General features: G+C 66.2%; 25 protein-coding genes. 9 read left to right on the forward strand and 16 right to left on the reverse strand.

What is annotated here, in order from left to right:
• Positions 1-126: 126 nt before the first annotated feature.
• The 6 genes from ACFRJ8_RS08190 to ACFRJ8_RS08215 form a co-directional block, all read right to left on the reverse strand.
• Positions 127-1,176, reverse strand: a complete 1,050-nt coding sequence (locus tag ACFRJ8_RS08190) for a sulfate/molybdate ABC transporter ATP-binding protein (protein ID WP_377985618.1) — start codon at positions 1,174-1,176, stop codon at positions 127-129.
• Positions 1,173-1,994, reverse strand: a complete 822-nt coding sequence (locus tag ACFRJ8_RS08195; RefSeq protein ID WP_277527719.1) for an ABC transporter permease — start codon at positions 1,992-1,994, stop codon at positions 1,173-1,175. The genes ACFRJ8_RS08190 and ACFRJ8_RS08195 overlap by 4 nt, the downstream gene beginning before the upstream one ends.
• Positions 1,995-2,002: 8 nt before the next feature.
• Positions 2,003-2,818, reverse strand: a complete 816-nt coding sequence (gene modA / locus ACFRJ8_RS08200; protein WP_377985619.1) for a molybdate ABC transporter substrate-binding protein — start codon at positions 2,816-2,818, stop codon at positions 2,003-2,005.
• Entirely contained in the window at positions 2,815-3,225 is a 411-nt protein-coding gene (locus tag ACFRJ8_RS08205) for a molybdopterin-binding protein (RefSeq protein WP_090583966.1), read from the reverse strand. Before ACFRJ8_RS08205 ends, modA begins: the two co-directional genes overlap by 4 nt.
• Before the next feature lie 126 nt (positions 3,226-3,351).
• On the reverse strand, positions 3,352-3,819 hold the full coding sequence (locus ACFRJ8_RS08210) for an SRPBCC domain-containing protein (RefSeq protein ID WP_377985620.1): 468 nt from the start codon (positions 3,817-3,819) through the stop codon (positions 3,352-3,354).
• Positions 3,794-4,165 (reverse strand): helix-turn-helix transcriptional regulator, encoded by a 372-nt coding sequence (locus ACFRJ8_RS08215; protein WP_277527716.1) that lies wholly within the window; start codon positions 4,163-4,165, stop codon positions 3,794-3,796. The genes ACFRJ8_RS08210 and ACFRJ8_RS08215 overlap by 26 nt, the downstream gene beginning before the upstream one ends.
• 187 nt (positions 4,166-4,352) lie before the next feature.
• Between ACFRJ8_RS08215 and ACFRJ8_RS08220 the strand changes: the two genes are divergently transcribed.
• Positions 4,353-4,934, forward strand: a complete 582-nt coding sequence (locus tag ACFRJ8_RS08220; protein WP_377985621.1) for a hypothetical protein — start codon at positions 4,353-4,355, stop codon at positions 4,932-4,934.
• A gap of 127 nt (positions 4,935-5,061) precedes the next feature.
• Here the strand turns inward: ACFRJ8_RS08220 and ACFRJ8_RS08225 are convergent, their stop codons facing one another.
• From ACFRJ8_RS08225 to ACFRJ8_RS08245, 5 genes are all read right to left on the reverse strand, one after another.
• The gene (locus ACFRJ8_RS08225; RefSeq protein ID WP_377985622.1) at positions 5,062-5,442 is read right to left on the reverse strand and encodes a RidA family protein; all 381 of its coding nucleotides are present in this window, start codon (positions 5,440-5,442) and stop codon (positions 5,062-5,064) included.
• 69 nt (positions 5,443-5,511) lie between these two features.
• The gene (locus tag ACFRJ8_RS08230; protein WP_377985623.1) at positions 5,512-6,276 is read right to left on the reverse strand and encodes an amino acid ABC transporter ATP-binding protein; all 765 of its coding nucleotides are present in this window, start codon (positions 6,274-6,276) and stop codon (positions 5,512-5,514) included.
• Positions 6,273-7,235, reverse strand: a complete 963-nt coding sequence (locus ACFRJ8_RS08235; RefSeq protein ID WP_377985624.1) for an amino acid ABC transporter permease — start codon at positions 7,233-7,235, stop codon at positions 6,273-6,275. The genes ACFRJ8_RS08230 and ACFRJ8_RS08235 overlap by 4 nt, the downstream gene beginning before the upstream one ends.
• Before the next feature lie 12 nt (positions 7,236-7,247).
• Positions 7,248-8,201, reverse strand: coding sequence for an ABC transporter substrate-binding protein (locus tag ACFRJ8_RS08240; RefSeq protein WP_377985625.1), 954 nt, complete (start codon positions 8,199-8,201; stop codon positions 7,248-7,250).
• Entirely contained in the window at positions 8,201-9,514 is a 1,314-nt protein-coding gene (locus ACFRJ8_RS08245) for an alpha-hydroxy-acid oxidizing protein (protein ID WP_377985626.1), read from the reverse strand. The genes ACFRJ8_RS08240 and ACFRJ8_RS08245 overlap by 1 nt, the downstream gene beginning before the upstream one ends.
• A 142-nt stretch (positions 9,515-9,656) precedes the next feature.
• Between ACFRJ8_RS08245 and ACFRJ8_RS08250 the strand changes: the two genes are divergently transcribed.
• Entirely contained in the window at positions 9,657-11,330 is a 1,674-nt protein-coding gene (locus tag ACFRJ8_RS08250) for a PucR family transcriptional regulator (RefSeq protein WP_377985627.1), read from the forward strand.
• 89 nt (positions 11,331-11,419) lie between these two features.
• Here the strand turns inward: ACFRJ8_RS08250 and ACFRJ8_RS08255 are convergent, their stop codons facing one another.
• From ACFRJ8_RS08255 to ACFRJ8_RS08275, 5 genes are all read right to left on the reverse strand, one after another.
• On the reverse strand, positions 11,420-12,541 hold the full coding sequence (locus ACFRJ8_RS08255; protein ID WP_377985628.1) for an NAD(P)/FAD-dependent oxidoreductase: 1,122 nt from the start codon (positions 12,539-12,541) through the stop codon (positions 11,420-11,422).
• 48 nt (positions 12,542-12,589) lie between these two features.
• Entirely contained in the window at positions 12,590-13,645 is a 1,056-nt protein-coding gene (locus ACFRJ8_RS08260; RefSeq protein WP_377985629.1) for a Gfo/Idh/MocA family oxidoreductase, read from the reverse strand.
• Entirely contained in the window at positions 13,645-14,457 is an 813-nt protein-coding gene (locus tag ACFRJ8_RS08265) for an amino acid ABC transporter ATP-binding protein (protein WP_377985630.1), read from the reverse strand. The genes ACFRJ8_RS08260 and ACFRJ8_RS08265 overlap by 1 nt, the downstream gene beginning before the upstream one ends.
• Positions 14,454-15,242 (reverse strand): amino acid ABC transporter permease, encoded by a 789-nt coding sequence (locus ACFRJ8_RS08270; RefSeq protein WP_377985631.1) that lies wholly within the window; start codon positions 15,240-15,242, stop codon positions 14,454-14,456. Before ACFRJ8_RS08270 ends, ACFRJ8_RS08265 begins: the two co-directional genes overlap by 4 nt.
• A gap of 130 nt (positions 15,243-15,372) precedes the next feature.
• Complete coding sequence (locus ACFRJ8_RS08275) at positions 15,373-16,218, reverse strand: ABC transporter substrate-binding protein (RefSeq protein ID WP_377985926.1); 846 nt, start codon at positions 16,216-16,218, stop codon at positions 15,373-15,375.
• 206 nt (positions 16,219-16,424) lie between these two features.
• Here ACFRJ8_RS08275 and ACFRJ8_RS08280 point away from each other — a divergent pair, with 206 nt between their 5' ends.
• From ACFRJ8_RS08280 to ACFRJ8_RS08310, 7 genes are all read left to right on the forward strand, one after another.
• Positions 16,425-17,507 (forward strand): LacI family DNA-binding transcriptional regulator, encoded by a 1,083-nt coding sequence (locus ACFRJ8_RS08280; protein WP_377985632.1) that lies wholly within the window; start codon positions 16,425-16,427, stop codon positions 17,505-17,507.
• 221 nt (positions 17,508-17,728) lie between these two features.
• Complete coding sequence (locus ACFRJ8_RS08285) at positions 17,729-19,018, forward strand: cation:proton antiporter (protein WP_377985633.1); 1,290 nt, start codon at positions 17,729-17,731, stop codon at positions 19,016-19,018.
• 355 nt (positions 19,019-19,373) lie between these two features.
• Positions 19,374-19,577, forward strand: a complete 204-nt coding sequence (locus ACFRJ8_RS08290; RefSeq protein ID WP_377985634.1) for a hypothetical protein — start codon at positions 19,374-19,376, stop codon at positions 19,575-19,577.
• Between the two features lie 47 nt (positions 19,578-19,624).
• Entirely contained in the window at positions 19,625-19,801 is a 177-nt protein-coding gene (locus ACFRJ8_RS08295; RefSeq protein ID WP_377985635.1) for a hypothetical protein, read from the forward strand.
• Positions 19,802-20,109: 308 nt separating this feature from the next.
• Positions 20,110-20,454 carry a hypothetical protein gene (locus tag ACFRJ8_RS08300; protein ID WP_377985636.1) on the forward strand — a complete coding sequence of 115 codons (345 nt, stop codon included), beginning with the start codon at positions 20,110-20,112 and terminating at the stop codon, positions 20,452-20,454.
• A 54-nt stretch (positions 20,455-20,508) separates the two neighbouring features.
• Complete coding sequence (locus tag ACFRJ8_RS08305) at positions 20,509-21,771, forward strand: NYN domain-containing protein (RefSeq protein ID WP_377985637.1); 1,263 nt, start codon at positions 20,509-20,511, stop codon at positions 21,769-21,771.
• Between the two features lie 48 nt (positions 21,772-21,819).
• Positions 21,820-22,638 carry an ArsR family transcriptional regulator gene (locus ACFRJ8_RS08310; RefSeq protein ID WP_377985638.1) on the forward strand — a complete coding sequence of 273 codons (819 nt, stop codon included), beginning with the start codon at positions 21,820-21,822 and terminating at the stop codon, positions 22,636-22,638.

A 22,638-nucleotide genomic window follows, 5' to 3' on the forward strand; every position in this document is an offset into this window, starting at 1 on the left:
GGCAGCGCCCCGCACCGAGACTACTCCGCCGATCGGAACGTCCGTAAGCCCATCTCCGACGCCGCGATACCCATCGCGCCGCACCCGGCCCACGCTTCGCCGCGGCCCCGGCCGCCTGAACCCCGCTTACGCCGGATAGATGGCGATGGCGGCGGCCTTGATGACGAAGTAGACGGTCATGCCGGGCGTGAGGCCAAGGTCCGCGGACGCGGCCGGGGTGATGTCTGCGGAGAGGCCGCCGGCATGGACGCGGATCTGATCCCCGTGCGGTTCGAGGTCCGTGATTCTCACAGGGAAGGAGTTCCGCGGGCTGCCGTGCTCTTCGGTGAGGAACACGGACACGGCCGAGGGCGGAAAGACCGCCACGCCGTCCTGCCCGGGACCGACGGTGCCGTCGTGGTGGCCCGCAACCACCATCCCTTCGGCGGTGGTGACGCCGGCGTCGCTAACCGTGCCGGCAACCAGATTCAGCCCGGCCAGGCCCGCGGCGAACCGGCTGCGTGGCCTTTCGAGGACGTCGCGGGTGGGTCCTGCCTCGCTGATCCGGCCGTCCTCGAGGACGATCACCCGGTCTGCCAGCATCAGGGCGTCCAGGATGTCGTGGGTGATGATGATGGCCCGGCGGCCGGCGAGGACGCGCTTGAGGAGCCGGCGGAGAAGCGGGGCCGCATGGATGTCGAGGGCGGCCATGGGTTCATCGAGCAGCAGCAGCTCGGGATCGGCCGCGAGGGCGCGGGCCACGGCCACGCGCTGGGCCTGGCCGCCGGAGAGCTGCCCGGGACGCCGCGAGGCGAGGTCCCCTGCGTCGACTTCGGTGAGCCAGTGCATGGCCGTTTCGCGGGCATCGCTGTTGGACGCGCCGGCGCTGCGGGGTCCGAACGCGACGTTGTCCAGGGCGCTGAGGTGCGGGAAGAGGAGGGCCTCCTGGGCCAGGAGCGCAGTGCCCCTGGTGTGCGGCGCCCGCCAAATGTTCCTGTCGGCGGCGAGGTCGAACAGGACCCTGCCGCCCAGCACGGCCTTGCCCGTATCGGGGCGCAGCAGCCCCGAGATGATCGAGAGCAGGGTCGATTTCCCGGCACCGTTCGGGCCGAGGATGGCGATGGTCTCGGCCGGCCCGACGCTGAGGGAGACCTCGAAGCCCCGCGCCGCGAGCGTTGCGTCCAGCTCAAAGGTCACCGGAACACCCCTTCCGGTGCTGCTTCGACGCGCGGGCGCCGGTAGGAGAGTCCGACGACGGCGACGGCCACGGCGACCAGCAGGAGGGAGAGCGCGACGGCGGCGTCGGCGTCGGTTTCGCGTTGCAAATAGATCTCCAGCGGGAGGGTGCGGGTGACGCCCTGCAGGCTGCCGGCGAAGGTCAGGGTGGCACCGAATTCGCCTAGGCTGCGGGCGAAGGACAGCACGGCGCCGGAGGCCAGGCCGGGCAGCACGAGCGGGATGGTCACGCGGCGCAGCACGGTGCTCGGCCGTGCCCCGAGGGTCGCGGCGACCGCCTCGTATTTGTTGCCCGCGGTGCGCAGCGCGCCTTCGAGGCTGACCACCAGGAACGGCAGGGCGACGAAGGTCTGGGCGAGGACGACGGCGGTGGTGGAGAAAGCGATCTGGATGCCGGCCAATTCGAGGCTTCTGCCCAGGAGTCCCTGGCGTCCGAAGGTGTAGAGCAGGGCGATGCCGCCCACCACGGGAGGCAGGACCAGAGGCAGCAGGACGAAGGCCCTCAGCAGCCGCTGGCCGGGGAAGGGGCTCCGGGCAAGGACGAGTGCCAGCGGCACACCGAGGACGATGCAGGCGGCGGTGCTCGCCGCCGACGTGCGCAGGCTCAGGCCGAGGGCAGTCAGTGAAGATTCTGAGGTGATCAGCGGGATGAACTGCGGCCAGTTGACCTTGGCCACCATGGCCACCAGCGGCAGCAGGACGAAGACTGCCCCTGCCGCCGCGATGGCGTAGATCCATGGCGGGATGCCGGTGTACCCGGTGCCGCTGCGTCGATTCATGCGGCCCTCTACGGGGTGCCGAAGCCGGCGTCGCTCAGGACTTTCTTGCCCTCGCTGCCGGTGACCGCAGCGATGAAGGCGGCGGCCTGCTCCTTGTTCTTGCTCGTGCCGACGGCGGCGATCGGATAGGTGTTCACAGCCTGGTCCGACTCGGCGAAGGGGATGCCCTTGACCTTGTCACCGGCGGTCTTGACGTCTGTGACATAGACCAGCCCGGCGTCGGCCTCACCGGAGGTGACCTTGCCCAGGACATCGGTGACGGAGGATTCCTCACTGACCGGCGTCAGGGTGGTGCCGGTGGCTTTTTCGACCGTTTCGGTCGCGGCGCCGCAGGGAACCTGGGGTGCGCAGACCACCACCTTCACACCCGGCTTGGCGAGATCGGCGAAGGCGCTGATCGAGGCCGGGTTGGACGGCGGGACTGCGATCTCCAGGACGTTCGTGGCGAAGTTGACCGGTGCGCCGTCGACCAGTTTCGCGTCGGTCAGCTTGGCCATGTTCTTCGTGTCGGCGGAGGCGAAGACGTCGGCCGGGGCGCCTTGGGTGATCTGCGTGACCAGATCCGAGGAGCCTGCGAAGTTCAGCGTGACCTTGGCGCCGGGGTGCTTGGCCTCGAAGTCGCTGGCCAGCTGGGTGAAGGTCGATTTCAGCGAAGCCGCAGCGAAGACGGTGACCGTGCCCGTGAGTGCCGGCGCCGTGGACGCGCCGGCAGTGCTCGAGCCGCTTCCGGTGGCACCGGGCGCCCCGGAGGCGCAGCCGGCCAGGGCCGCGGTCAGGGCGCCGGCGGCCAGCAGCGCGGTGGCGAGTCTGCGGTGCGTGCTCATATGACGCTCTTTCCGTGGGGCGTTTCGATGATGACCGTGGTGGCCTTGACCACGGCGGTGGCGACAGATCCGAGCTCCAGGCCCAGTTCCCGGACGGCTTCGCTGCTCATCAGGGACACAACCCGGAAGGGGCCGCACTGCAACTCAACCTGGGCCATGACTTTGTCCGCGGTGATGCCCGTGACCAGGCCGACGAACCGGTTGCGGGCCGAGGACCCCACCCGGGTGGGGTCCTCGGGAAGCTGGGCCTGGTCGCGGGCGAGGTGGGCAAGCTCCAGACCGTCCACGGCCAGCCGCCCGGAGTCGTCCTTCACCGGGGTGAGGATCCCGTTCTCGGTCCAGCGCCGGACAGTGTCGTCACTGACCCCGAGAAAACGTGCTGCTTCTGATACGCGAATTTTCGGCATAGCTCCATAATCTCCTATTTGCGGAAAATATGGGCACGGTGATCCTCAAATCAGTAAACAAACTCGCCTCTGAGTGTCATCCGCGGTCTGGCGGAAGTCCCCCCGGTCCTCGCTGAGGCGCTGCGTCTAGGCCAGGACCTTGTCGAGCTTGGTGAACGAGGTGCCCCAGCCCTCGCGCGTCATGTCCACAAATTCGGCGCTGCCGAACGGGCCTTGGGTGAGGTGCAGCCGGGTCCGGCCGCCCAGGTCCTCGAACTCCAGCCGCATTTCGGTCCGGACGGTGGGGCCGGCGTCGGGCTCCGCCCGCTGGGTGGCCACCAGGAGCGACGGCGGGTCGTAGACGGAGATCACGGCGTCAATTGGTCCCTCCTTGGCGACGCCGGCTTCCTCCCAGACCATGACCAGCTGCCACGCGCCGCCGACACGGGGCTCCACCACGATCCGGTCCCGGGGCGAGTCCACCCCTACGGGGCCGAACCAGGCGGCGAGCTGGTCCGGGTCGGTAAAGGCGTCGAAGACCAGTTCGCAGGGAGCATCGAACTCCCTGGTCATGGTGAGGATGTGGGACTCACGGGTGTTCTGCTGCGTGTTCATTGCCTGGCTCCTGATTCTTGGGAACTTGCTGGATCTTCCGCAAATGCGCATCGAGACGACTGAAACTGGCATCCCAGAAGCGCCTGTACTCTTCCATGTATTCGGCAACCTCGCGCAGCGGTGCAGCCTCGAGCTTCGAGGAGCGCCACTGCGCATTCCGGCTCCGGGTGATCAGCCCGGCGGCTTCCAGCACCTTGAGGTGGCGGGAGACCGCAGGAAGGCTGATGTCGAAGGGCTCGGCCAGCTCATTCACGGTGGCCTCGCCCTCAGCCAGCCGGGCCAGGATGGCCCTGCGGGTCGGGTCGGCGAGCGCCGAGAAGATGAGGCTGAGCCGATCTGTTGGCATCTGGTGTGCGCGCCCTTCATATTTAACACTCTCGCTAATTAACTGATGTGTTAAATATGCTCCCGCGGCCGCCCGCGCGTCAAGGGTTTTCTGCTCCCGCCTTCATACACACAGTCTCTCGATTTCGGCGCCCGCCCGGCCCATAATCGGGGGTATCCAGTCAACGTTCTGCCGAGAGGAGCCGGCTGTGGCAACTACAACCTTGCTGGCAGGGATAAGGAATGTCGCCGTCGCTCTCACGCTGGGGGCGGTCCTCCTGACTGGCACCGGCTGCTCCTACGACAATCCGGCAGAAACCACGAAAATCACGCCCGCGACCAACGGGATCAACACAGTGGTCGGTGCCATAAAGCTGGCGGACTTCCTCATCCTCTCCCATGGCGCGGACCAGCCCGGCCGGATCATGGGAACTGTATTCAACACGTCGTCAACGGACGCGATCGTTACCATTTCAGGCAATTCCGGGCCGAAGGTATCGATTCCGGTCAAGGCCAACGGCAGTACCTCCCTGGCCCAACCGCCGGCCATGATGCTGGACCCCACGGCGGGAGCCCCCGGCTCCATGGTCACTGTAAGCGTCAGCGAAGACTCCACAGGCACGTCGGCCGATGTACAACTCCCGGTCCTCGACTCCACGCTGCCCGAATATCAGTCCTACATGCCTGCGGCGCCCGGCTCCCCACCCGCCACACCCGGGAGCACAGCTTCGCCAGGCACACCCGAGACCAGTCCAACCTCGCCCAGCCCCTCCCCCAGCCCAACCCACTGAGCCCCGTCCCGGCCCGCTGAATGCGCGCACAAACGCCGGGAGTGTCCGTTGAACAGTGGATCCACCGTTCAACGGACACTCCCGGCCGTGGCCGAGCAATCGCACTTCAGCGAGTTCCCGGAGACCGTTAGGGAATGGCCGCGACCACGTCAATCTCGACCAGGAAGTCCCCCAGGAACGATCCCACCGTGGTTCGCGCAGGGTAGGGAGCCTCAATGAACTCTGCGTAGATGGCGTTGAACCCGTCAAAGTCCCGTCCTGGGTGGTGCAGATGCACGGTCGCCTTGACCACGTGGGAAAAGTCCAGGCCGTGCCCGCCAAGGACGGCGGCCAGGTTCTTCATGGTCTGCGCGGTCTGTTCTTCAATGGTGGTGCCGACGGTTTCGCCGGTGTCCGGGTGGTGTGGCGTCTGGCCGGCGGTGTAGAGGAACCCGTTGGCGGCGATGGCCTGGGAATAGGGGCCCGCCGGGCTGGGCGCGAGGTCGGTGCTGATCTGCTGTCGCGGCATGGAGTGGTGTCCTTTCAGGCGGCCGGCCTGCTGGCCGGCCCGAATTGCTGATGGTCGGTGGATGTTGTTCTAGAGGACCTTTGAGAGAAAGGCCTGTGTGCGTTCGTGTTGCGGATTGCCCAGTACATCGGCCGGGGCCCCGCTTTCGACCACGACTCCCTGGTCCATGAAGACCACCTGGTCGCTGACCTGGCGGGCGAAGCCGAGCTCGTGCGTCACCACCACCATGGTCATCCCCGCCTCGGCCAGGGACTTCATGACGTCGAGCACTTCGCCCACGAGCTCCGGATCGAGCGCTGACGTTGGTTCGTCGAAGAGCATGAGCCGGGGTTTCATGGCCAGTGCGCGCGCAATCGCGATCCGCTGTTGCTGCCCGCCGGAGAGCTCCTGGGGGTAGGAGTGCCCCCTGTTGCCGAGTCCGACGCGCTCCAGCAGGGTCTGAGCTTCGGCGGTGACTTCGCTCCGGGGACGGCCAAGGACATGAACGGGCGCTTCCACGATGTTTTCCAGCACGGTCATGTGCGGGAACAGGTTGAAACGCTGGAACACCATTCCTGCGGTCCGTCGCGAGCGTGCCGTCTGCCGCTCTTTCATTTCGTAGAGCCGTCCGTTGCGCTCGGCGTAGCCCACCAGCTGTTCGTCCACGTACAGGCGTCCGGCGTCGACCTTTTCCAGGTGGTTGATGCAGCGCAGGAAGGTCGTCTTTCCGGAACCGGAGGGGCCGATCAGGCAGGTCACCGAGCCGCGTTCGACCCTGAGATCAATGCCTTTGAGGATCTCCGTGGAGCCGAAGCTCTTGCGGACTCCTTGGGCTTCCACCATGGCGGTGTTCATCGTAGTGTCCTTGTCGTTGTCCGGGTCGTTGAACGGGTCTTTGAACGGGTCTTTGAGCGGAGGCTCCGTCGCGGCGCTGCGTCGAAGCCGCGGCCATAGCGCCGTTCGAGTTTGGTTTGGAAGAAGCTGAGGATGGTTGTCATCAGCAGGTACCAGAGACTGGCGACAATCAGCAGCGGGATGGTTTGGTAGTTGTTGGAGTAGATAATCTGGGCCGAGTACAGCAGGTCCGAGATCGCCAGGACGCTGACCAAGGCCGTGCCCTTGAGCATGGAAATGACCTGGTTGCCGGTGGGCGGGAGGACCACGCGCATCGCCTGGGGCAGGATGACCCGGCGCATGAGCTGGCTGCCGTTCATCCCCAAGCCCCGGGCGGCGTCGTACTGGCCCTTGTCCACCGAGCCGATGCCGCCGCGGATAATCTCGGCCATGTAGGCGGCCTCGTTCAAGGACAGCCCCAGCAGCGCGGCGCCAAGGGGCGTGATGAGCACATTGGCCGATCCCAGGACCAGGGACGGTCCGCCGAGGGGAAGACCGAAGGCGATCACCGGATACAGGGCCGCGATGTTGTACCAAAAGATCAGCTGCACCAGCAGGGGTGTGCCGCGGAAGAACCAGATATAGCCCCGGCTGATGGTGCTCACGATCGGGTTTGCCGAGAGCCGCATGACCGCCAGGACCGTGCCGAGGGCGATGCCGACGCTCATGGACACCAGGGTCAGGAGGACGGTCAGCCCGGCTCCGGCCATGATCTGCGGGGCGAAGAGATAGGAGACGACGACGTCCCAGTGGTACCGCTGGTTCACCGCCACATCCCAGGCGGCGCTGAGCGCGACCAGGATGAGGACGACGGCGATCGCCAGCCGGAGCGGGTGCCTGAGCGGCACCACCGGGATGGGGTCGCCCGGCGTCGCCGGCGTGATCTGACGGGTGTCGGGGAGGGAATGTTGTTGCTGCACGGTTGTCACCTCCTATTGGGCGAAATTGACGCGGGCGTCGGTGATGGCGCTGGACTCCAGGCCGTACTTCCCGAGGACCTTGAGGTAGGAGTCGCTCTGGATGACACCGGAGAGCGCAGCGGAGACGGCTTTGACCAGGCCGGAGTCCTTGGGCATGCCCACACCGACCGGTGTGAAGTCATATTTTGAGGCGATTTCGATCTGGGGGTTCTGGGTGGCGGCGAAGTTCAGGATCGGTGAATCCGCCAGTACGGCGTCCAGCCGCCCGCTACTCAGGGCCGAAATGGCCTGCCGCGTGTCCTGGAATTCGCTTCTCTGGATCGTTTCCTTACCGCCCGCGGTGCAGGCTGTGTCGTACTCGGGGACGTTGACGGTGAGCTGGTAGGACCCGGTCAGGAGGCCCACCTTCTTCCCGCACAAGGCGTGTTGATCGCTGATCCCGTGCGGGTTCCCCTGGGCCACGGCAATGGAGTTGCCCATTTGCATGTAGTCGACGAAGTCCAGGACCTCCATGCGCTTTTCCGTGGGGGTCATGGAGGAGACGGTCATGTCGTACCGGCCAGCGGCAATCCCCGGGATGATGGAGTCGAAATTGGCTACCTGGATCTCCACCTTTACGCCCAGGGCCTCACCGAGGAGGCGGGCGATGTCCGGGTTGGTCCCGGTCATGTCCTGGGTTCCTTCACGGTAGAACTGTGTCGGCGGTTCGTTGGTGGGGATGGCAACGCGCAGGACCTTCGTTGATCTGATCGATTCCGGGAGCAACGCTGCGGCGGCGTCGTTGACCGCGAGGGCCGGGACGCCGGTGCCGGCGGAGTCTCCCGACGGCGTCGACTGTGTCGATTGTGAGGTGGCGGCGCTTGGCGCGCAGGCGGTGGCCGCCAGGAGGAGTGCGGCGGTGGCCATGACGGCAGGCACGCCGCGGCGAACGAGCTTCACAGGAGCGGGTGATGTGCGTGTTTTCATCAGGGGGTCCTCAGATCGGAGTAGGCCAGCTGGGACTGGGGGTCTTGGGCAGAGGGGATTTCGGTGGGAAGGTTGCGGTCGAAAGCCGCGCTGCGGTGCCGGATCAGGTCCAGGCCCTCGTCGCGCAGCTCCTGGATGGTGGATACTCCGAGCAGCATCATGGTGCGCGTCATTTCCGCAGCCAGGAGCTTCAGGACATGGGCAACACCGGCCTGGCCGGCGGCGGCAAGCCCGTACAGGTAAGGGCGGCCAATCGAACAGGCGTCGGCGCCGAGGGCAAGGGCCTTGACGACGTCGGAGCCGCGGCGGATGCCGCCGTCGACGATGATTTCAACCCGGCCGGCCGTCGCCTCGACGATTTCGGGCAGTACGTCCAGGGCCGAGGCCATGTGGTCCAGCTGCCTGCCGCCGTGGTTGCTGACCTGGATGGCGTCGATGCCGATCTCGGCTGCCAGGACGGCGTCCCTGGGGTTGACCAGACCTTTGAGAATGATGGGACCGTTCCACCTCTCCCTCAGGTCCCGGATGTCGTCCCAGTCCGTCGGTTCGTAGGACCCCGCCAGCAGCGTCCGCCACATGTCGGGGGTGCTGGAGAGCGGGCCTTCGGGGATTTCGGCGTCCAGGTTCGGGAAGGCGATCGCATCGTTGGCCAGGAATCCAAGGGCCCAGCGGGGGTGCAGCGCCCCTTCGATGACGGTCTTGGGCTTGATTGACGGCGGCGCGGTGAATCCGTTGCGGTAGTCGCGTTCCCGGTGGCCAATGGCGCGGCAGTCGACGTTGACCACAAGCGCCTCGTACCCGGCGTTCGAGACCCGGTCCAGGACAGCCTGCAGGAGGCCTTTGTCCGCCGTCGGCTCGAGGTTGAACCACCGCCGCAGCCCTGGGGCGGCGGCGCTGACGTGCTCCATGGTGGTGGTGCTCAGGTGTGCCAGCCCGTAGGGAACGCCGGCGTCGAGGGCCGCGCGGGCCACCGCCGTCTCGCCGCCGGGGTGGAACAACCTGGTGCCGCCCGTTGGGGACAGGGTCAGCGGCATCGCGACCCTGCCGCCCAGGAGAGTGGAGCTGAGGTCCAGGTGCTCCACCGATCCCCACTTCGGGAGGAAGGCCCAATCATCAAAGGACCGCCGGTTGCGCCGCAGGGAGACCTCGTCCTCGCCGCCGCCCTCGATGTAGTCGAACACGCTGCCGGGAAGGCGCTTGGCGGCCAATTTCCGCATGTCCTCAACGCTGTAGCACCGCCGCGACAGCCGCTCTGCCACTGTCCGGGCCGGCCCTTGAACTGCCGCCAGTGACTTGATGTCTTTGATTCTCATTTCGCGTCCTTCTGTGTCTTGCATGTATGTCCTGCGTGGAATCTTCGGTCAACTGCGTCCCTCAATGGTGACGAAGATCTCACCTCGTCTACATGTTGATTCCTCCAAAAGAATCGACTTTGGCCTGTGATATCGTCCACACATGGATGCAAGGGAACAGGGTAGTACTGAGCTTGACCAGAACGCTGCGCCGGTGCGGTTGTCGGACTGCATCCAGCTCATGCAGGCCGATCTGGTGCATGCCAATCCCGCGCCGGACAACCTCGCGCATGCCGTCTCGGACGTCCTCATGTATGACCCGATGGACGAATGGACCAGCATTGAGGACCGGATCATCCTGGCCGTCGGGCTCAGCTGTGGCTCGCCGGATTTCGACCAGCTGCTGCACCGGGCGTCCAACAGCAACGCGGCCGCAGTGATCGTCAAGGCGCACGGGGCATCCCTGGAGCAGCTGCGGTCGGCCGCTGTCCGCCACAGCCTCGCCGTTCTGGTCGCACCGGACAACGCGGATTGGACGCGGCTGGTGGCACTGGCCCGCGCATCGGTCATGGGCGCGGCCGTGGATTCCGTCTCAGGGGTGCGGCTCGGGGATCTCTACGCCTTCGCCAATGCTGCCGCGTCCATCACCAGCGGCGCAGCAAGCATCGTGGACCCGCTCGGACGGGTGCTCGGCTATTCGACCCTGCCGGGCCAGCCCATCGACGAGTTGCGCCGCGTCACCACGCTTTCCCTGCAGGAGATCACGCCGCCTGCCTTCGACGCCGACTTCAAGATCGTCTATGCGTCCGGGAGCGCGGTGCTGATCCCCGCAGCAGATGATGAGATGGCCCGCCTGGCCCTCGCCGTGAGAGCCGGCGGTGAACTGCTCGGCTCGATCTGGATCATCGACCCCGGCGACGACAAGCGGCAGACGGCCCTGGAGGCGCTCAACAGGATGGCGCCGCTGGCAGGGCTGCATATGCTCCATGCCCGCTCGGCGTCCGATTTTGGCGAACGCCGGAACGGGGACTTGATTCGAACGCTGATGGACGACACCGTCCATGCGTCCTTTGCCGCCGCCCAGCTCGGGCTCGATGCCGCCCCCGGGCTCGCGGTCGCGGCTTTTTCAATCAACCGCACCGAATCCGGGAGCCTGGAGTCGGTGCGTGAAATTCACCGGCTGCTGCACCTGGTCACAACGGTTTGCGACATCCAGTTCAAGTCGAGCCACACCGCCCTCATTGGCTCGGTGGTCTACGCCCTTCTGCCGTGCGGGGGAACCAGCCCCAGGGCCGTACACCGGCGCGTAGCCAGTGAGATCGGGGCGTACGCGCACACGATCAGTTCCTACCCGATCGTCGCCGCGGTCGGAGGCATCGCATCAAGGCTGGAGGACCTGCCTCGGTCCAGGGCTGAAGCACTGCAGACGCAGCAGTATCTGCTCCACCGGGAGGCGGCAGTGCCGGGCGATACTGGCGGCTCTGCTGCCGGGCTTTTCGAGGACCATCGGATCCCGCTGAACCTCTTGAAAGTCGGGGCATTCATCGAGGACAACGGGCTAGCGGATTTCGACGACATCGCAAGGATCCAGGCCCACGACGCCGACCAGCAGACCGACTATCTGGAGACCTTGCGGGCCTACCTGACGTCGAACGGTAATATCTCCGCGATGGCCGCACGCCTCCACGTGCACAACAACACCGTCCGCTACCGGGTGGGACGCCTGGCCAAGGATTTTGACCTCGACCTGGACGACCCGCAGCAGCGGCTCTGGCTCTGGCTGCGCCTGACAACCATGGACCTGGCCCCCAAGACTGCACCGACGGCGCCGGAGTAGGCGCAGGACACCGCCAGAGCCAAAAAGTCAGGGCAGGCGGGGCCGGTGATCACCGGTCCCGCCTGCCCTGACAGCTAATTTGGCTGTGGCTACGAGAATCGTCCCGGCCGGAAGGTGGCCAGCATCGGGTGCTTCGTGCCGGTCATGATCTCGCCCGCGAGAAGTTCGCCTGCGATCAGGCCGAGCGTGGCGCCCGAGTGTGTGAAGGCCACGAAGCAGCCGGGCACCGGGCCAAGTTCTCCGAGGACCGGCTCGCCATCGCCCGGGATGGGCTTGTAGCCGATCTTCCAGGAGGCCGGCTTCAGGTCCTGGTTGCCGGCGATCAGCTTGGAAGCTTCACCGGCGAGCTCCTGGACCACGTCGTCGGGAATGCTGAAGGAGCCGTCGGCGTGGTCGGTGATGTGCCCTTCATACCAGTCGTGGTCCAGGGCAAGGGTGTTACCTGGGTTGGGCCGGACGGCGGCCCGCGGGGTGTTCAGCACGGCCTTCAGCCCGTGGTTCACGGGCTTGGTCAGCACCAGCATGGAGACCGGGGAACCGTTTGGGATGTCGACGCCGAGAGGTGCGACGACGGCGGGCGTTGCGGCACCGCAGGCCACAAGGACAGCATCTGCCTCGTAGGTTTCGCCTGCGGCCGTCTCAACGCCAGTTGCCCGGCCGCCGTCGACAATAACGGACGCCTTGCCGGCGTTGAGTACGAGTTCTCCGCCCAAGGCGTGGAATTCCTCCATCAGGAAGTCCACCAAGTCGGGCAGGCTGACCCAGCCCTCACCGGGATTGAAGATGGCGTTCTCCGGCACGGCGCCCGAATCGATGCCGGGGGTGGTCGAGGAAATCAGTTCAGGCGCCAGGAGCTTGGAGTCATAGCCTATGGATTTCTCGTAGTCGTGGCGGGCCTTCGTGACGGCGCCCTGACCGGAGGAGTTCCACATGAGGCCGCCACCGAACTGCAGCCATTCCCTGCCCGGGTCGGCGGCAAAAAGGGTGCGGTAGCGGTCCACGCCGGCAACCCGCAGCTGGTGGTACGGGATGGAGCGTTCTCCGGCGGAGTTCAGCCAGGACAGGGACCGGCCGGTGGCTTCGCTGGCGAGACCGCGTTCGGTCAGCAGCACAACCGAGGCGCCGTGGCGGAGCAGGTGGACGGCGGTGGAAACGCCAAGGATTCCGCCGCCGATGACGGCGACGCGCTTGGCGGAAACAGCGGAGGACATATGAACTCCCTTTCTCAGGAATTGATGGGGCACGCGCGGAACCGGAATTCAGGCGAGGGCGTGGATTTCTTCGATGACCTTCAAAACGTCCATGGACTCTGAGGCAGTTACCGGAAGCGGGCCCTCGCCACGGAGGGCAGCCGCGAGCTCGGCATAGAACAGCGGATAGGCACCGGGAACAGGTGCGATGGGCTGCCGGTCTCCGTCGATACCCAAGGTCCCCCAATGGGTTTGGGGCTCGACGCCGTAGTCCGGGTCCGTGGGCAGCATGCCGGCCGCGAGCGCCTGTTCCTGGCCGTCCAGCCCCCACTTCGTGTAGCCAGCGTCGGAGCCGAGGACATGGAACCGGGCCCCGACCTGCGCTGCCATGCCGTTCATCCACAGCCGTGACCGGACCCCGGATTCGTGGAGCAAGGACACGAAGGCCCCGGTGTCGGCTCCGTCCCGGTCCGGGCCGTGATGCGCCGTCTCTCCATAGCTTTCCGCGACCGGGCCGAAGAGCTGGATGGCTTGGTCTATCAGATGGGCGCCGAGGTCGTTCAGGATGCCGCCGCCGTCGGACACGGCGGCGGTGTCCCGCCAGTTCCCGAAGCCCTCAGGCCGCCACCATTCAAAGCGCGATTCGAAGCTGCGGACCTCACCCAGCGCGCCAGCGCCAATGAGTTTCTGAAGCGTCAGGAAGTCAGCGTCCCAGCGTCGGTTTTGGAATACCGTGAGCTGCACGCCGGCGTCGGACGCGCGCGCGATGAGTTCGGCACCCTGGGCCGATGACGTCACAAACGGTTTGTCCACCACAACGTGCAGGCCGTGGGCGATAGCTGTGGCCGCCAAGTCGAAATGCGTCATCGGCGGCGTACCGAGGACCACGAGGTCCAGGTCCCCGGAGTAGGCAAACAGGGCCTCCGGCGTCGGGACGATCCGGGCCGTCGGGTAGAGCTTCGCCGCCTCGGCGACGCGGTCCGGATCCGCCGTGACGATAACGTCCAGCGAGTAGCCGGGATCCGCCGCAATCAGCGGTGTGTGGAAGACCTTGCCCGAGATCCCGAACCCGACAACGGCGGTGCGGATCGGTGCAGCTGCAGTGGTTCCCTTCAGGGTCTCCATCAGAGCACTTCCGAGAGGAAGCGCTGGAGGCGTTCGCTTTGCGGGTTGTCGAAGAGGTCGGCAGGCGTGCCGGACTCGACAACTTCGCCTTCGTCCATGAAGACCACCTGGTCGGCGACTTTGCGGGCGAATCCCATCTCGTGGGTGACCACCAGCATGGTCATGCCGCGCCGGCCCAGGCCCGCCATGAGGTTCAGCACGCCCTTGACTAGTTCCGGATCCAGTGCGCTGGTGGCCTCGTCGAAGAGCATGACCTCCGGTTCCATGGCCAGGGCACGGGCGATCGCCACGCGCTGCTGCTGTCCGCCGGAGAGATCCCTGGGCCGGTGGTCGGCGCGTTCGGCAAGGCCTACCTCGGCGAGGCGGCGCCGGGCGCGTTCCCTGGCTTCGGCCTTGGGCATTCCCTTGACACTCCAGAGTGCCAGGGCCACGTTCTCGAGGGCGGTGTGGTCGGGAAAGAGGTTGAAGTGCTGGAACACCATGCCGATGCGGCTGCGCAGGGTGTCCGGTTTGACCGCCAGTGCGCTCTCGCCGGCGAGGACCACATCACCGCTCCTGGGTTCGTGCAAACGGTTGACACCGCGAAGGAGGGTTGACTTGCCGGAGCCCGAGGGCCCGATGATGCAGGTGGTGGTGCCTGGGGCGACGCTGAGGCTGACGTTGCTCAGCACCTCGATGTCGCCGTAGGCCATGGTCAGGTTTTTCAGTTCCAGGCTGGAGCCGTGGAAGGTCTCGATGTCCGGAGCTGTGTTGTTGGTGTTGCTGGCGCTGGCGCTGGCGCTTGCGCTTGCGGTGTTGCTTGCGAGGCTCATGTGTTGCTCCCGGTGGTCAGCGGTGAGGCCGCGTCGAGTTCTTTGACTTCTTTTAGCCCGCTGCTGGGCGCCGCGGGGCGCCGCCGGCCGGTGCGGAAGCGGTTGTCGAAATAGTTGACCAGGTGGGTCAGGGGAACCGTGATCGCCAGATAGAAGATCCCGGCCATGACCAGGGGCGAGAGGTTGCCGGAAAGGACTGCGGCGTCCTGGCCCACGCGGAAGAGTTCCCGCTCGCTGACCAGCAGGCCCAGGAAGTAGACCAGCGAGGAATCCTTGACGATCGCGATGAACTGGTTGACCAGCGCCGGCAGGACCCGGCGGACACCCTGCGGGACCACCACCAGGGCCATGGACTTGGCGTAACTCATGCCCAGTGCGCGGCAGGCCTCGCCCTGGCCTTTGTCGACGCTCTGAATACCGGCGCGGAAGATTTCGCCGATGTAGGCGCTGGCGATCAGGCTCAGGGCGATGATCCCCAAGGGGTAGGGCGAGGGTCCGAAGATCGATTGGCTAAGGCGGGCGAAGCCCTGGCCAATCAGCAGGATGGTGAGGATGGCCGGGAGTCCTCGGAATAGGTCTGTGTAGATCCGGGCCGGGACGCGGAGCCATCGCGAAGGGGATATCCCCATCACCGCGACCACCATGCCGAGGGCAACGCCGATAATCGTTGCTGCGATGGAGATGATGAGGGTGTTGAGGAGACCGACTCCCAGAAGCTGGGGCAGGACCTCGGCCATTGCGCCGAAGTCGAAAAAAGTGCGGGTGATGGTGCTTAACCAGTCCATGGTTGCTCTCAGATGTAGGTAGCTTGTGGATCCCGGGCGGGCCGCGCCGTGCGGCCCGCCCGGTCTTGTGGCAGTCGGGCCGGGTGCCGGACGTGTGCCATGCGGTGCTTGCGGGTGCTTGCGGGGCCGTTTACTTGCTGGGCGTCGGGCTTGCCGTCTGCTCTGCCTTCGGCAGGTACTGCTCGGGCATCGGGGATCCCGGGAACCACTTCTGGTACAGCTTCTTCCAGGTGCCGTCCTCCATGGCTGCGGCCAGGCCCTTGTTGAGGGCATCCTTGAAGGCGGTCTTCCCCTTTGCCACGGCGAAGCCGGCGGGAGCATCGAATGACGGGATGTCCGCGGCACTGACCAGTCCGTACTGGTCCTGATAAGCCTTCGCGGCCTCGTAGTCGAGGAAGTGAGCGTCGACGGATCCGCTGTTCACTGCGGAGATTGCGGTGTTGTTGTCCGGGAAGCGCACCAGGTTCGCGGAGGTGAAGTTCTTGACGGCGTAGGCCTCCTGCAGGGTTCCCTGCACGACGCCGAGGCGCTTCCCGCCGAGCCCGTCGGCGCTGGAGATGCCCGACGACGGCTTGGTGATGACGGTCAAGTAGCCGGCCAGGTAGCCGTCGGAGAAGTCGACAGTCTGCTTGCGCTTGTCAGTGATGCCGATCGCCGCAACACCGGCGTCGAACTGGCCGTTAGAGACGGCCGCGAGCAGGCCGGAGAAGTCCTGTCCGGTGAAGACGACTTTGTCGACTCCGGCGCGGTGGGCGACGTCTTTGAAGAGTTCGACGTCGAAGCCGGTGAAGTTGCCCTGGGCGTCGGCGAAGGTATAGGGCTTCGAATCACCCAGGCTGGCGACGCGGATGGTGCCTGCCTCAATCAGGCCGTAGGGGTTGTCCGCCGGCGCGGATGAGGCGGATGAGCTGCCACCGCAGCCGGACAGTGCCAGCACCGCGGCAACAGCAGCGGCGATGAGCGCCGCGGGGCGCATTTTGTTTCCTGTGTTCACAGCGTTTCCAATCGTGGGAGTAAGGGGCGGGGCAGGCGGGCAGTGGGCCCCATTGATGCGGGACTTTGTCGATGGGTGTCTTGCTGAGTCCGGTCTCAGTCCTTAGGATTGAGACCGGACTCACATCGATTGCTAGAAATGTAATCGAAGCCACATGAGGCGTCAAGGGTCCGCTACGAAAGGCCGTAATGAATAGTGATGCTTCCCGGCGCCGCGATGTCACTGTCGCCGACGTCGCAAAAGCCGCCCAGGTCTCCAAGGCCCAGGCCGCCCGCGCCCTGGGCAACTACGGTGCCGTGAGCGACGACGTGCGTGAGCGGGTCCTGGCTGCCGCCGAAGAACTGGAGTACCGGCCCAACGAGCTCGCCCGCAGCATGAACACGGGGAAATCGCACACCATCGGGGTGGTGGTCGGTGATATCGAAAACCCCCATTTCGGCCTGGCCACACGGGGCATTACGGACACCGCCAAGCGCAGTGGCCTCAACGTCATCCTGATCAACACGGACGAGGACACCGAGGCGGAAATCGACGCCGTCAGGGTCCTCCTCGACAAGCGCGTTGACGGCCTGATCGTGGCGCCGGCGTCCTCCGTGGAAACGCAACATTTACGGCGCGTTTACGAATCCGGCCGTCCACTGGTCCTTCTGGACCGCAAGGCGCCAGGGCTCGACGTTGATACCGTGGCGGCGGACATGGAGGACATCTCCCATGAATCCACCAGCTATTTACTCAAGTCCGGCCACCGGAGAATCGCATTCGTCTCCACCCTCAAGACAGCTGGGCCGTACCACGACGGCATGCAGTTAGACTCGTCCCAGATTTCGGACCGCCGCGACGGCATGAAACGCGCGTTCGATGAGGCGGGGCTGAATCTGCCCGTCGATCTGATCCGCCTCAACGCCGGCGACGACGAGTCAATCAAGAAGATCACCCGGGAGCTGGTGCAGCGCCCGGACCCTGCGACCGCGATCATCGCCTCCGACGGGCTAATCGGTCTCAGCGTGGTTGAAGCCATCCACGAGCTTGGCCTCTCGATTCCCGATGATGTTTCCTTCCTCATGTATGACGACTTCGCCTGGACGCGCCTGACCACTCCCCCGCTTACGGTCATCGCGCAGCCGGTCTATGACATGGGCGTTGCGGCCGCGTCGGCCCTGATCCGGCAGATCGAAGGCCGCAAGGCACCGGCAGCGGCACCCATATTCACGGCCGCGCTGATCCGCCGCGGTTCGGTCTCGGCTCCGCGCGCGGTGGGCGAGGACACATGACCCGACCACTGCCGTTCCCGCATGACGCCGCGAGCCGCCCTCAGTCCCAGGACAGGGCTTAGTTCTCTGGCACTGTGCCGGGCCGAGGGGTTCAGTGAACTACACGGAACGTGTCGTGCAATCTGCGGCGGAGGGAGCGTGGTCTCTGTGGGCGGACCGATCCGGCCGTACGAATCGGGCAACCCTCACGTGGGGCCCACGGAAGCGAGCAAAGATCCGTCATGGAACTGACGGTCGTCCTCCTTGTCACCGCCGCCCTGTTCGCGTGGGCGCTGGTTTCGGTGCGGCTGGAGCAAGCGGACCTGACCGCTCCCATTGTGTTCACCGCCCTCGGCGCGGCCCTGGCCTGGTTCGGGCTCGTCGACGGCTCCGTTCCCCCGGCGGTTACCACCCCGATTGTCGAGGTCACCCTGGTGTGGGTGCTCTTCTCCGACGCCGCCCGCCTGCCGCTCCAGCAGTTGCGCCGGGACGTGGGCCGCTATGTGCGGCTGCTGGGAGTCGGCCTGCCCCTGACGATTGTGTTCGGGTGGGCCTTGGCCGCCTGGTTCTTCCCGCACTTCGGGCTGTGGCTGGCCCTCCTGGTCGGCGCGGCGCTGGCCCCTACCGACGCAGCACTCGGGCTCCCTGTGGTGACGAATCCGGCGGTGCCGTCGCGGATCCGCCAGCTGATCACGGTCGAGAGCGGCCTCAACGACGGCATCGCCACCCCGGTGGTCCTGCTCGCGATCGCCGGTGCAGCTGCCGCGGCAGGCCTGGAAAGCGCCGAAGGTCCAGGCAGTGCGGCCGTCGAGCTGCTGGTCGGCGCCGGTGTCGGCGCGGCAGCCGGCGCCGCGGGCGGCTGGCTGCTGAAGCTGGCCCGCCAGCGCGGGACCGCTGCCGAGGACTTCGCCGGCATCGGCGTCCTGGCCCTGAGCCTGCTCGCCTACAGCGCCGCCCTCGCCGTGGGCGGCAACGGGTTCGTCGCCGCGTTCTGCGCCGGGCTGGCGTTCGGTACGTGCGCCGGTCAACGCGGGCCGGCCGAACTCGTCTTCGTCGAGCAGATGAGCGGGCTGGTGTCACTGCTCGTGTGGCTGGCCTTCGGAGCCATCACCGTGCCGATCATGCTGACGCACTCCGTCCCCCTGACCATCGCGTATGCCGTCCTCAGCCTCACAGTGGTGCGCATGCTGCCGGTGGCGCTGGCCTCGATTGGTGCCGGCCTCGACCGGGCCACCATCCTCTTCGTCGGCTGGTTCGGTCCCCGGGGCCTGGCTTCCCTCGTGTTCGCACTGCTGGCGCTGGAGGCCCTCGGACCAGTGTCCGATCAGGCTGTGGCCGTCATCGCGGCCACCGTACTGCTCAGCGTCGTGGCCCACGGCTTCAGCGCCGCGCCCCTGGCCGCACGATATGGCCGGGCCGCAGCCGGACCGGAGCCGGGCGGGCCGGTGCCTGTCACGCCCGCTCCCGCCCGGGGCCTGAGCCGCAAGCACACGCTCGCCCCGCGGCTTTGGCCGAAGCGGGCCCGCCACTAGGCACCGGACCGTTCACCCTGGGCTTCGGCGCCGGCGTCGCCGTTCGCCTCACGACGTGCGGCTGTGATGAGTCTCACGCGCAATTTTCGTTATCTGGCTTGAGCCGCCCGCAAGGCGCTGTGCACTATGGAAAGGCAAGGCGGGGAACGAGGTTTCCCGCCGACGCAGCCCTGACGTTCCCTCCGACGCTACGCGTCAGTGAACTTGGGGCACCCATCCTGGTGGACGCAATGAGGCCAAACCGGTGAGCTCAATGAGCTGCCCAAGGTCTCAGGCGTTCCTGGTTTGGCCCCACGGCGGCTCCGCATCGGTGCGGCAGCCGGACCTCCGGATTCATGAATGGAAGCACTGAACAATGACGTTTGAAACTGCCAACTCTGTCACCCACAAGCTCTGGGACCGCTCCACCATGCACCACGAGCTGGACGCCCTGATCCACGAGCACTCCGAGCGCCACAACACCTCCAAGAGCAACATCGCGGTCCACGCCAGCGGCCCGAACACCTTCACGCTCAGCCTCAACCACGGGGCAGCAAACCTTGAGGCAGTTTCCGCCTAGCAAGCACAACGACGACGGCGGGAGCCACTTCCCGCCGTCGTCCCCTCGTGGCAATTCCCGGTGACAGATCCACGTTCCTCCCCGCTGTTACCGTCGACTACCTCGCCGGGTTCATTGCCCTGGTTCCTACCGCTGAGGAAACGCGCGGCCAGTCGTACTGGGTGCTCGACGACGCCACCCCGCCATTGGGCGAATTGCTGATCTTGGTTGGAGATCACTTGTGAGGCTGGGTTCGTTCTTAAGTCGCAAATCAGGCCGCCCGGCGGCGGCGGGGCGGTCGACGGCGCCGGATTCGTGGGCGGAAAGATCCACCAGATCCGGCTGAATGGCCCAGGGCCGGGGCAAACAAGTCTGGTGGACGGTTCCATCGCCATGCGCCGGGTGCCGTTGCCAGCGGCCGCGCTTCTTATTCCGAAGGTTGCTGTGTAGTCTCTGTCTTAGTAGACAGACTTGTTTGGTCTGGTGGCCCTCAGAGGCCTTATTCCGCTCAGTGACCGGGAGCATTGCTTCGAAAGTCTTAGAAAGCAGCCCCGTGGAACCGAACATTGACTCAATCACCCCTCCTTTGTCTATCGCCCAAGTCGACTCGACCGTATACGTGGAATCCGAGCTGCAGTCTCCCGGGTCTGAAAGGGCGGCGGCTGACCTGTCGGCCCTGCGCGAGGCGCTACTAGCCGCGGTGGTTACCCGTGTCGGCGAGGTAGAAGCCGCTGAGTGGGCCCTTGACCAGGCAAAAGCCGCGTGCGACGTGCAAATTGTTGCCGCCTTGTCGGCCGGAGTGCCGGCTGAGAAGATCGTGGAGGCGGCAGGAGAACTGGCGTCGGCCGCCCTGACTGGGTTCGTCGGAGACCGGGAACCGGTGCCCGCGGAAGGCTAGTCCACGCAAAGGTCACATCTGGTACGTCCCCACTCTTGCTGGCACACTGAGCCGATGAGTGATCCTCTCCCCCAGTCCAGGCGGCCTGGCATCCGCGCCGCGATGTTCGTGGACTTCGACAACGTCTACACGGGCTTGATGGCCTTGGACCCGGCGGCCGCGAAGAGGTTCGCCGAGGACCCCAAGCATTGGACGGAAGCGCTGGCCGCCGGCGGCGCGGGCGAGGAATCCCGGCGCTTCCTGATCCGCAACTGCTACCTCAATCCGGTGATCTATTCCAAGTACAGGCCGTACTGGACGCGCGCGGGCTTCCGCGTGATTGACTGCCCGTCCCTGACCCAGCGGGGCAAGTCGAGCACCGACATCAACTTGGTGCTGGACGCGATGGATGCGCTGTCCGGCGCGGCACATGTTGAGGAATTCTTCGTCGCGTCGGCGGACGCGGACTTTACGTCGCTGGTCCAGCGGTTCCGGGCGGCCGACCGCATGACGACGGTGATCGCGGCCGGCGCCGTGGCATTCGCGTACCGGGAGATGGCCGACAGTGTGGTGGAGTCCCACGACTTCGTGGCGATCCTCAACGGGACCTCAGCCGGAGTCCCGCGCATGGTGCCAACCGCCGGACTTGGCGCCCCGCTCCGCACCGCACCAGGTGTTCCCGGCTCCGCGACGACGGCCGCCGACGAGGTCCGTGCCCTGGTGCAGGCCGCACCGGGCCCGGTCACGGGAGCAGTGGCGGCACACCGGGCCCTGACCGCAGACCCGTCGCTGAAGACCGATTGGGGCGGCCACGGCAAGTTCGGGGCCTGGATCGCCCAGATCGGCCAGGGCGTCCAATACTCGTCCACGCCGTCGCCTGGCTGGGTGTGGGACGCGAAGCGGTTTTCGCCAGAGCTGTCCTCGCTGGCACCGGAGGACCGGCCGGCCATCGAGGAGCAGATCACCCGGGTCACGGACGTGCCGGCGCTGTCCTCCGAACAGTTCCGGCAGGTGTTCCTTTCGCTCGAGGCGAAGCTGCGCGAGCACCTGGGCAACCGCGGGGAGCTGGCGCGATCTGTCCGGGACGACTGTGTTGCGGCCGGGCAGCCGGTGTCCCGCTCGGCCGTCAACTTCGTGATCCAGGGCGTGGTGTACGCCGGGGGCTCCCTTTCCGCGGAGATGGCGGCCAGGGACCTCGCCGCCGCATGGACCAGAAATGTGGAAGAGCTGTGCCGGCTGGCCCTGATGGAGTTCGACGACGCCGAGAAGCTCGCGCTCAGGCGCTGGGCCGGCGGCGGGCTGCTGGAGTCCGGACCAGGCGAGTCCCGCTCGGATTGATCCATCAAACCTCTTTGATCGATCTATCTGAATTGATAGAATTGTGGCGTGAGACACACCACGCTCCCGGAGGCTCAGGCGGCGTCGTCGGGATTCCTCCGCCTGGTGGGACACCCCGTGCGGTGGCAGCTGCTGGCCGAGCTGGCACGCAGCGACCGGCAGGTGCGCGAGCTAACCGCACTGGTGGGTCAGAGGCAGAGCCTGACCTCCTACCATCTGGGCCAACTGCGCGCAGCCGGGCTGGTGTCCATGCGGCGCAGCTCGGCTGACGGACGCGACACGTACTGCAGCCTCAACCTGGCGGCCTACCGCGAACGGCTTGCCGCATCCGGCGCGGCCCTGCACGCCGGCTTGCGGCTGGTCCCTGCTGGGCTGACGCAACCGGCCGAGGGTCTTGGCGCACCGCCGGGCCAGTCACCGGCGCAGTCGCCCGTGCGGGTGCTCTTCCTGTGCACGGGCAACAGCGCCCGGTCCCAGATGGCCGAGGCGATTTTGGGGCGCCTGGGCGGTTCCCGGGTCGAAGCCGCCAGCGCCGGCAGCCACCCGAAAGACCTGCACCCCAATGCCGTACGCGTGATGCGTGAGCGTGGCATGGACATCAGCGGCGCCCGCTCCAAGCATCTGAGCGAGTTCACCGAGCAGCGGTTCGACTATGTGATCAGCCTTTGTGACCGCGTGCGGGAAGTGTGCCCGGAATTCCCGGGGGCACCGGCGATGGTGCATTGGAGCATCCCCGATCCTGCGGCCGAGGCAGCCAATCAGGACAGTTATCCGGCGTTTGTTCGCACAGCAGAGGAACTGAACACGCGGATCCAGTTCCTGCTTTACGCAATCGAGTACTCCCAAAAGAGTTCGGAGAGGAGCTAG

The sequence above is a fragment of the Arthrobacter sp. NPDC056886 genome, from assembly GCF_042788715.1.
Taxonomy (GTDB): Bacteria; Actinomycetota; Actinomycetes; order Actinomycetales; family Micrococcaceae; genus Arthrobacter.

What these genes read in the sequence shown, in the direction of transcription:
- ACFRJ8_RS08195 (WP_277527719.1), bottom strand. Translation starts at nt 1,994, where the DNA reads ATGAATCGACGCAGCGGCACCGGGTACACCGGCATCCCGCCATGGATC.
- modA (WP_377985619.1), bottom strand. Translation starts at nt 2,818, where the DNA reads ATGAGCACGCACCGCAGACTCGCCACCGCGCTGCTGGCCGCCGGCGCC.
- ACFRJ8_RS08205 (WP_090583966.1), bottom strand. Translation starts at nt 3,225, where the DNA reads ATGCCGAAAATTCGCGTATCAGAAGCAGCACGTTTTCTCGGGGTCAGT.
- ACFRJ8_RS08210 (WP_377985620.1), bottom strand. Translation starts at nt 3,819, where the DNA reads ATGAACACGCAGCAGAACACCCGTGAGTCCCACATCCTCACCATGACC.
- ACFRJ8_RS08215 (WP_277527716.1), bottom strand. Translation starts at nt 4,165, where the DNA reads ATGCCAACAGATCGGCTCAGCCTCATCTTCTCGGCGCTCGCCGACCCG.
- ACFRJ8_RS08225 (WP_377985622.1), bottom strand. Translation starts at nt 5,442, where the DNA reads ATGCCGCGACAGCAGATCAGCACCGACCTCGCGCCCAGCCCGGCGGGC.
- ACFRJ8_RS08230 (WP_377985623.1), bottom strand. Translation starts at nt 6,276, where the DNA reads ATGAACACCGCCATGGTGGAAGCCCAAGGAGTCCGCAAGAGCTTCGGC.
- ACFRJ8_RS08240 (WP_377985625.1), bottom strand. Translation starts at nt 8,201, where the DNA reads ATGAAAACACGCACATCACCCGCTCCTGTGAAGCTCGTTCGCCGCGGC.
- ACFRJ8_RS08245 (WP_377985626.1), bottom strand. Translation starts at nt 9,514, where the DNA reads ATGAGAATCAAAGACATCAAGTCACTGGCGGCAGTTCAAGGGCCGGCC.
- ACFRJ8_RS08250 (WP_377985627.1), top strand. Translation starts at nt 9,657, where the DNA reads ATGGATGCAAGGGAACAGGGTAGTACTGAGCTTGACCAGAACGCTGCG.
- ACFRJ8_RS08255 (WP_377985628.1), bottom strand. Translation starts at nt 12,541, where the DNA reads ATGTCCTCCGCTGTTTCCGCCAAGCGCGTCGCCGTCATCGGCGGCGGA.
- ACFRJ8_RS08260 (WP_377985629.1), bottom strand. Translation starts at nt 13,645, where the DNA reads ATGGAGACCCTGAAGGGAACCACTGCAGCTGCACCGATCCGCACCGCC.
- ACFRJ8_RS08265 (WP_377985630.1), bottom strand. Translation starts at nt 14,457, where the DNA reads ATGAGCCTCGCAAGCAACACCGCAAGCGCAAGCGCCAGCGCCAGCGCC.
- ACFRJ8_RS08270 (WP_377985631.1), bottom strand. Translation starts at nt 15,242, where the DNA reads ATGGACTGGTTAAGCACCATCACCCGCACTTTTTTCGACTTCGGCGCA.
- ACFRJ8_RS08275 (WP_377985926.1), bottom strand. Translation starts at nt 16,218, where the DNA reads ATGCGCCCCGCGGCGCTCATCGCCGCTGCTGTTGCCGCGGTGCTGGCA.
- ACFRJ8_RS08280 (WP_377985632.1), top strand. Translation starts at nt 16,425, where the DNA reads ATGAATAGTGATGCTTCCCGGCGCCGCGATGTCACTGTCGCCGACGTC.
- ACFRJ8_RS08285 (WP_377985633.1), top strand. Translation starts at nt 17,729, where the DNA reads ATGGAACTGACGGTCGTCCTCCTTGTCACCGCCGCCCTGTTCGCGTGG.
- ACFRJ8_RS08290 (WP_377985634.1), top strand. Translation starts at nt 19,374, where the DNA reads ATGACGTTTGAAACTGCCAACTCTGTCACCCACAAGCTCTGGGACCGC.
- ACFRJ8_RS08305 (WP_377985637.1), top strand. Translation starts at nt 20,509, where the DNA reads ATGAGTGATCCTCTCCCCCAGTCCAGGCGGCCTGGCATCCGCGCCGCG.